Below are 5,779 nucleotides of genomic sequence, written 5' to 3'. Positions count from 1 at the left end.
CCTCGACGCCGAAGGAGTTTCCGCAGGATGTGGCGCGGCCGATGCCGCTGAGACCCAATCCGCAGCCGATGGGAGCGCGCCAGTCCACCGAGGTCGATGGGCTGGAAGAAGCACCGCAGGCCAATTACGGAACCGCCGCCACCATCCCGACGCTCGATCCGGAACTGGCGCGGCAGCTCGGATTGCCCACCGAGGAGGACGATGCCGAGGCGCTGGCGCGTCCGCCGCGCAGCAAGATGGAGGCGCTCGGCGTCAAGGCGACCGCCGATGCGCTGGAGTCGCTGATCCGCGAGGGCCGTCCGGAGTTCCGCAAGGACGACGGCTCCACGAAAGTGTGGACGCCGCACCGGCCGCCGCGCCCGGAAAAGTCCGAAGGCGGCGTGCGCTTCGAGATCAAGTCGTCCTACGAGCCGCGGGGCGATCAGCCGACCGCGATCGCCGAGCTGGTCGAAGGCGTCCAGCGCAACGACCGCACCCAGGTGCTGCTCGGCGTCACCGGCTCGGGCAAGACCTACACGATGGCGCAGGTGATCGAGAAGACGCAGCGCCCGGCGCTGATCCTGGCGCCGAACAAGACGCTCGCCGCCCAGCTCTACGGCGAGTTCAAGAACTTCTTCCCTGATAACGCAGTCGAGTATTTCGTCTCCTATTACGACTACTACCAGCCGGAAGCCTACGTCCCGCGCACCGACACCTATATTGAGAAGGACTCGTCCATCAACGAGCAGATCGACCGCATGCGCCACTCGGCGACACGCGCGCTGCTCGAACGCGACGACGTCATCATCGTCGCCTCGGTGTCCTGCATCTACGGTATCGGCTCGGTCGAGACCTACACCGCGATGACGTTCGCGCTGAAGAAGGGCGAGCGCATCGACCAGCGCCAGCTCATCGCCGACCTCGTTGCCCTGCAATACAAGCGCACCCAGGCCGATTTCACCCGCGGCACGTTCCGCGTGCGCGGCGACGTCATCGACATCTTCCCGGCGCACTATGAGGACCGCGCCTGGCGCGTGAATTTGTTCGGCGACACCATCGAGACCATCGAGGAGTTCGATCCGCTCACCGGCCACAAGCAGGACGAGCTCGAATTCATCAAGATGTACGCCAATTCGCACTATGTGACGCCGCGCCCGACGCTGGTGCAGGCGATCAAGTCGATCAAATCAGAGCTCAAACAGCGGCTCGACCAGCTCCACGACCAGGGCCGCCTTTTGGAAGCGCAGCGGCTGGAGCAGCGCACCACCTTCGATCTCGAGATGATGGAGGCGACGGGGAGCTGCGCCGGCATCGAGAACTATTCGCGCTACCTCACGGGACGCCGCCCCGGCGAGCCGCCGCCGACGCTGTTCGAATACGTCCCCGACAACGCGCTGATCTTCGCCGACGAGAGCCACGTCACCGTCCCGCAGATCGGCGCCATGTTCCGCGGCGACTTCCGCCGCAAGGCGACGCTGGCCGAGTACGGCTTCCGCCTGCCGTCGTGCATGGACAACCGCCCCTTGCGCTTCGAGGAGTGGGACATGATGCGGCCGCAGACCGTCGCGGTGTCGGCGACGCCGAGCGGCTGGGAGCTGAACGAGAGCGGCGGCGTGTTCGTCGAGCAGGTCATTCGGCCCACCGGACTGATCGATCCGCCCGTCGACATCCGCCCCGCCCGCACCCAGGTCGACGATCTCGTCGGCGAGGTGCGTGCCACAGCCCAAGCCGGCTATCGCTCGCTGATCACGGTTCTCACGAAACGCATGGCGGAGGACCTCACTGAATATCTGCACGAGCAGGGCATTCGCGTCCGCTACATGCACAGCGATATCGACACGATCGAGCGCATCGAGATCATCCGGGATTTGCGTCTCGGCGCCTTCGACGCGCTGGTCGGCATCAACCTCCTGCGCGAGGGCCTCGACATTCCCGAATGCGCGCTGGTCGCCATTCTCGATGCCGACAAGGAAGGCTTCCTGCGCAGCGAGACCTCGCTGATCCAGACCATCGGCCGCGCCGCGCGCAACGTCGACGGCAAGGTGATCCTCTACGCCGACCAGATGACGGGCTCGATGGAGCGCGCCATCGCCGAGACCAACCGCCGTCGCGAAAAACAGGTCGAGTACAACACCGCCAACGGCATCACGCCGGAGAGCGTGAAGAAGCAGATCGGCGACATCCTCAACTCCGTCTACGAGCGCGACCACGTGCTGGTCGAGGTCGGCGGCCACGACATGACCGACGACGTCATCTCGATCGGGCACAATTTTGAAGCCGTGCTCGCCGATCTCGAAACGCGGATGCGCGAAGCCGCCGCCGACCTGAATTTCGAGGAAGCCGCCCGCCTGCGCGACGAGGTCAAGCGCCTGCGCGCCACCGAGCTCGCCGTGGTCGATGACCCCACTGCCAAACAGCGGGCCGTCGCTGGCAAGGCCGGCGCCTATGCCGGCACCAAGAAGTACGGCGACGCCGCGAATTTGCCGGTCAGCGCGATGAAGAAGAAAACCGTGGGTTCCGCGCTGAAAGCGAGCGGCGCCGGTGGCGGCTCGAAGGTGCACAAGCCGCATCTCGACGAGATGCACGGCCCGGAGTCGCTGCCCTACCGCGAGAAGCAGACGCTGCCGGCAAAGCCGTTCGGCGGAAACAGCCGGATCATCCAGCCGACGGACTCAAGGCAATCCGGGCAGGAGTTCGGGCCGGCGCCGAAGTCGACGGGTGGGCAGCCGGGGCGAAGGGGTGGGTGGAAGAAGCGGTAGGGCCTGGAGTCGGTAGCGCCGTTCGTGGGTATGGATTCCGGACTCCCCGCTTTGCGGCGCCCCGGAATGACGCGGAGAGATTTGCGCCCCTCATCCGACGCTCGCCGTCACCACCGCCATCACCGACAGCAGCAGCACGATCGTCACGAGCTGGAGCGAGGCGACGGGCTGGGTGCGCCATGCCGTGATCTTGTCGGACAGCGACAGATGGGCCTCGAAGAACTTCGGCTCATAGACGGTCTTGAACAGGTGCGGGAAGCTCGGGCCTAGGGTCACGGCCAGCATGGCGTGGGCGAGCGAGGCGATGGCGACGAAGATGGCGACGCCGGGATCGCCGACGAGGTCGTGGTTGCCGCAGAGCTTGAGCAGGAAGGCGGCGGCGGCGAAGGTCGGGAAGCTCTGCAGGACCGTGGTCAGCGCGAGGCCTTCGAGCGCGTTGTGCAGGCGGGACTTTCTGACGGTGGCGAGGGCGCCCATGGCACGTCTCCCTGATGACATTGGGATGACGATAGCTGCGCCCGGACGGGCGTGATGTGAGATGGGTCACGCGCCTATTTGGCACCGGCCAATGGGCAGGATGGATTCCGGGTTCGCCGCTCCGCGGCGCCCCGGAATGACGGAGAGGGCTACAGCTTCCCCTGCCCGTTCATCTGGCTCTGCTGCTGCCGCTGCTTCTCCTGCTCCTTGGCATGGTGCCGGCCGTAGAGGCAGCCGGCGGCGGCACCCAGGACGCCGTGATGGCCGGCATAGTGGCCGGCGACGCCGCCGACGACGGCGCCCTTGATGCAGCCCTTGGCGTTGGCGGCGGAGGTCGCGCCGAGCATGAGCAGCGCGGCGGTGACGGCGAGAAGCGGCGATTTCATGGATGATGTCTCCGGAGGCGGTGTTGGGCTCTCAACGGACGCGGATGGGTTCGGGTTCCCTTGCCACGTACCCGGCCAAGCGCGCCCGCCGACAGGCGTGCGGCGTCATCGCAAGATGCAAAAGACTGTGTGCAAACAGGTGCGCAACCCGCAATTGCACCCCATGAACGCGGCATGGCGCTGGCGCGTCATAACCGGCAAGCACCCTGTGCTTTTGCGGATTGATGGACCCGCGAGGCCCGCGGTAGCGTTCGCAATCCACGGCCGACGAGGGCGGGAGCAGCATGACGGTTGAATCGCTGAACAGGCAACGTGTGCTGCATCTGCTGGACGCCTTCGCGCGCGGCGATCTCGATACGGCGCTGGCGTGCTGCACCGACGACGTCGACTTCCTCACCCACGCTCCGATCGATGTGCTGCCGCACATGGTGCCGCGCCACGGCAAGGCCGCGCTGCGTGAGCTCTGGCAGACGATCTGGTCGCGCTATTCGGAGATCCGCTACAAGGCGCCGCACATTCTTGCCGAGGGCGAGGGGGTCGCGACCTACATGCACACTTATTTCAAGAAGCGCAGCAACGACCGCATCGTGCAGTTCGACATGGCCGTGTTCTACACCTTCCGCGGCGGACTGGTGGCGCAGATCCGTGAGATCATCGATTCCTACGATTTGGTGCAGCAGGTGCTGGAGCGCGAGATCGGGCCGCTGATCATGGACGCGCGGGCGGCGGATTGATCTTCCTTTCCCGGCGAACCCGCGTCGGAACTGGCCTCGGAACCGGGAAATTACGGGGCACTATTGTAAATCTCACACTCCGCCATCAATTGTGCATTGCGAAAACGTGAATTGCGTTTTGGCCGAAATCAGGTAATTTATTCGCATACAAACGAGTTTGAGCCCCGGCACCCGACTGTGCATGGGGTTGTTTTCCGTTTTTCTTTCGCAAGCCAGCTTCAGGACTGCCCAAAATGACAGAGCACAGCCTCTGGCGTTTCTCGCGTGCGTTGCACCGCGCGATCAACGACCGGCATTTCGCTGATATCGAAGCCTTGATCGACGAGGACGTCGAATGGGCGCTCTACGGCCCGATCGACATGTTTCCATTCCTCGGCGCGCGCCAGGGCAAGGACGCCGTGATCGAGGTCATCCGCCAGCTCGCCGACAATTTCCAGGTCCGCCGCTTCGACCGCGAGAGCATCATGCTCGGCGTCGATTCCGCCGCCTCGATGGTGCGCTATTCGCTGACGGCGATGGATTCCAACAAGCCGATCAGCTTGCGGGTCGCGCAGTTCGCCCAGTTCAGGGCGGGCAAGCTCGTCAGCATGCGCGTCCTGATCGACACGTTCGATCTGGTCGAGCAGGCACTCGGCCGCGCCATTCATCTGCCGAAGATGACCAGCGTCGGCTGACGAGACGCCAACGGGCCCCGCTGTTCGGGACCGATGACAATGCCGACTGCGACGTCCTGGCCTCCAGCCCCGCCGGATGCCGTCGCGTCACAAGCTCGTCATCGGGCGCGCGCCTTTCGCGCGGCCCGTTGGTTCGGGGGCCTTGAAAGCCCCGCCACAATTTCGCAACGATGCATCAGCATTTTCAGCGCGGAATGGCGCATGGTCTTTGCTGACGGCCGATATATATTGTCGGAAAGCATGCGCTGGGGTTCGCGGGCAGGACGATGGAATTCTCGACAGGTTTTGGCTGGACCAGGCTGCCGGTGCTGGCGGCCGTATTCATTTTGGGCTCCGTGCTGACGGTCTCGGCGCAGATCATTCCGCCCTTCTCGCCCACAGCGGCCACGCCTGACGACGAGACCGAGACCGAGGCCGTGGCGGAGGCCCCCGACGTCAACGACCCCGACGTGCTCAAAGGCATCGACGTCGACAAGCTCGATTGGAGTCAACTCGCGATCGACGCCGGCACCGGCATTGACCCCATGGCCGCCAAGAAGCGCGCCCAGTCCGCCGCCCAGGACGGCCTGGACTGGTCGTCGAACGCCAACGCGAACGGCTCTTCGGCCGTGACGGTGAAGCAGTCCGTGTTCTCGTTCTGGGATACGCGGGTCGGCGCCGACATGACGGTGACGAGCGAGCCGCGCACGATGTCCGAGCTGCTGGCGCAGAAGGCCACCAATGGCGGCAGCGTGCCGCAATCCTCCGGCAGCGCCTGGGCGACGGCGACC

General features: G+C 65.2%; 5 protein-coding genes and 1 pseudogene. 4 read left to right on the top strand and 2 right to left on the bottom strand.

Features of this window, described 5'->3' with window-relative positions; translation table 11 throughout:
• The coding region (gene uvrB / locus MOV74_RS29535) for an excinuclease ABC subunit UvrB (RefSeq protein WP_309486848.1) at positions 1-2,738 on the top strand (2,738 nt) is incomplete at its 5' end.
• Positions 2,739-2,828: 90 nt separating this feature from the next.
• Here the strand turns inward: uvrB and MOV74_RS29530 are convergent.
• Both MOV74_RS29530 and MOV74_RS29525 read right to left on the bottom strand, forming a co-directional pair.
• Positions 2,829-3,215, bottom strand: coding sequence for a hypothetical protein (locus MOV74_RS29530; protein ID WP_246930210.1), 387 nt, complete (start codon positions 3,213-3,215; stop codon positions 2,829-2,831).
• Between the two features lie 149 nt (positions 3,216-3,364).
• Positions 3,365-3,601, bottom strand: a complete 237-nt coding sequence (locus MOV74_RS29525; protein WP_246930208.1) for a hypothetical protein — start codon at positions 3,599-3,601, stop codon at positions 3,365-3,367.
• A 284-nt stretch (positions 3,602-3,885) separates the two neighbouring features.
• On the opposite strand from MOV74_RS29525, the gene MOV74_RS29520 reads away from it, so the two are divergent.
• From MOV74_RS29520 to MOV74_RS29510, 3 genes and pseudogenes are all read left to right on the top strand, one after another.
• Positions 3,886-4,335, top strand: a complete 450-nt coding sequence (locus tag MOV74_RS29520) for a nuclear transport factor 2 family protein (RefSeq protein WP_246930206.1) — start codon at positions 3,886-3,888, stop codon at positions 4,333-4,335.
• 233 nt (positions 4,336-4,568) lie between these two features.
• Positions 4,569-5,009 (top strand): nuclear transport factor 2 family protein, encoded by a 441-nt coding sequence (locus MOV74_RS29515; RefSeq protein ID WP_246930204.1) that lies wholly within the window; start codon positions 4,569-4,571, stop codon positions 5,007-5,009.
• 266 nt (positions 5,010-5,275) lie between these two features.
• Positions 5,276-5,779 (top strand): annotated as a pseudogene (locus MOV74_RS29510) (hypothetical protein); the annotation flags it as partial.

Source organism: Bradyrhizobium sp. SHOUNA76 (assembly GCF_023006445.1).
In the GTDB taxonomy this organism is placed as follows: Bacteria; Pseudomonadota; Alphaproteobacteria; order Rhizobiales; family Xanthobacteraceae; genus Bradyrhizobium.
This window is presented reverse-complemented; position numbering and strand designations above follow the sequence as displayed.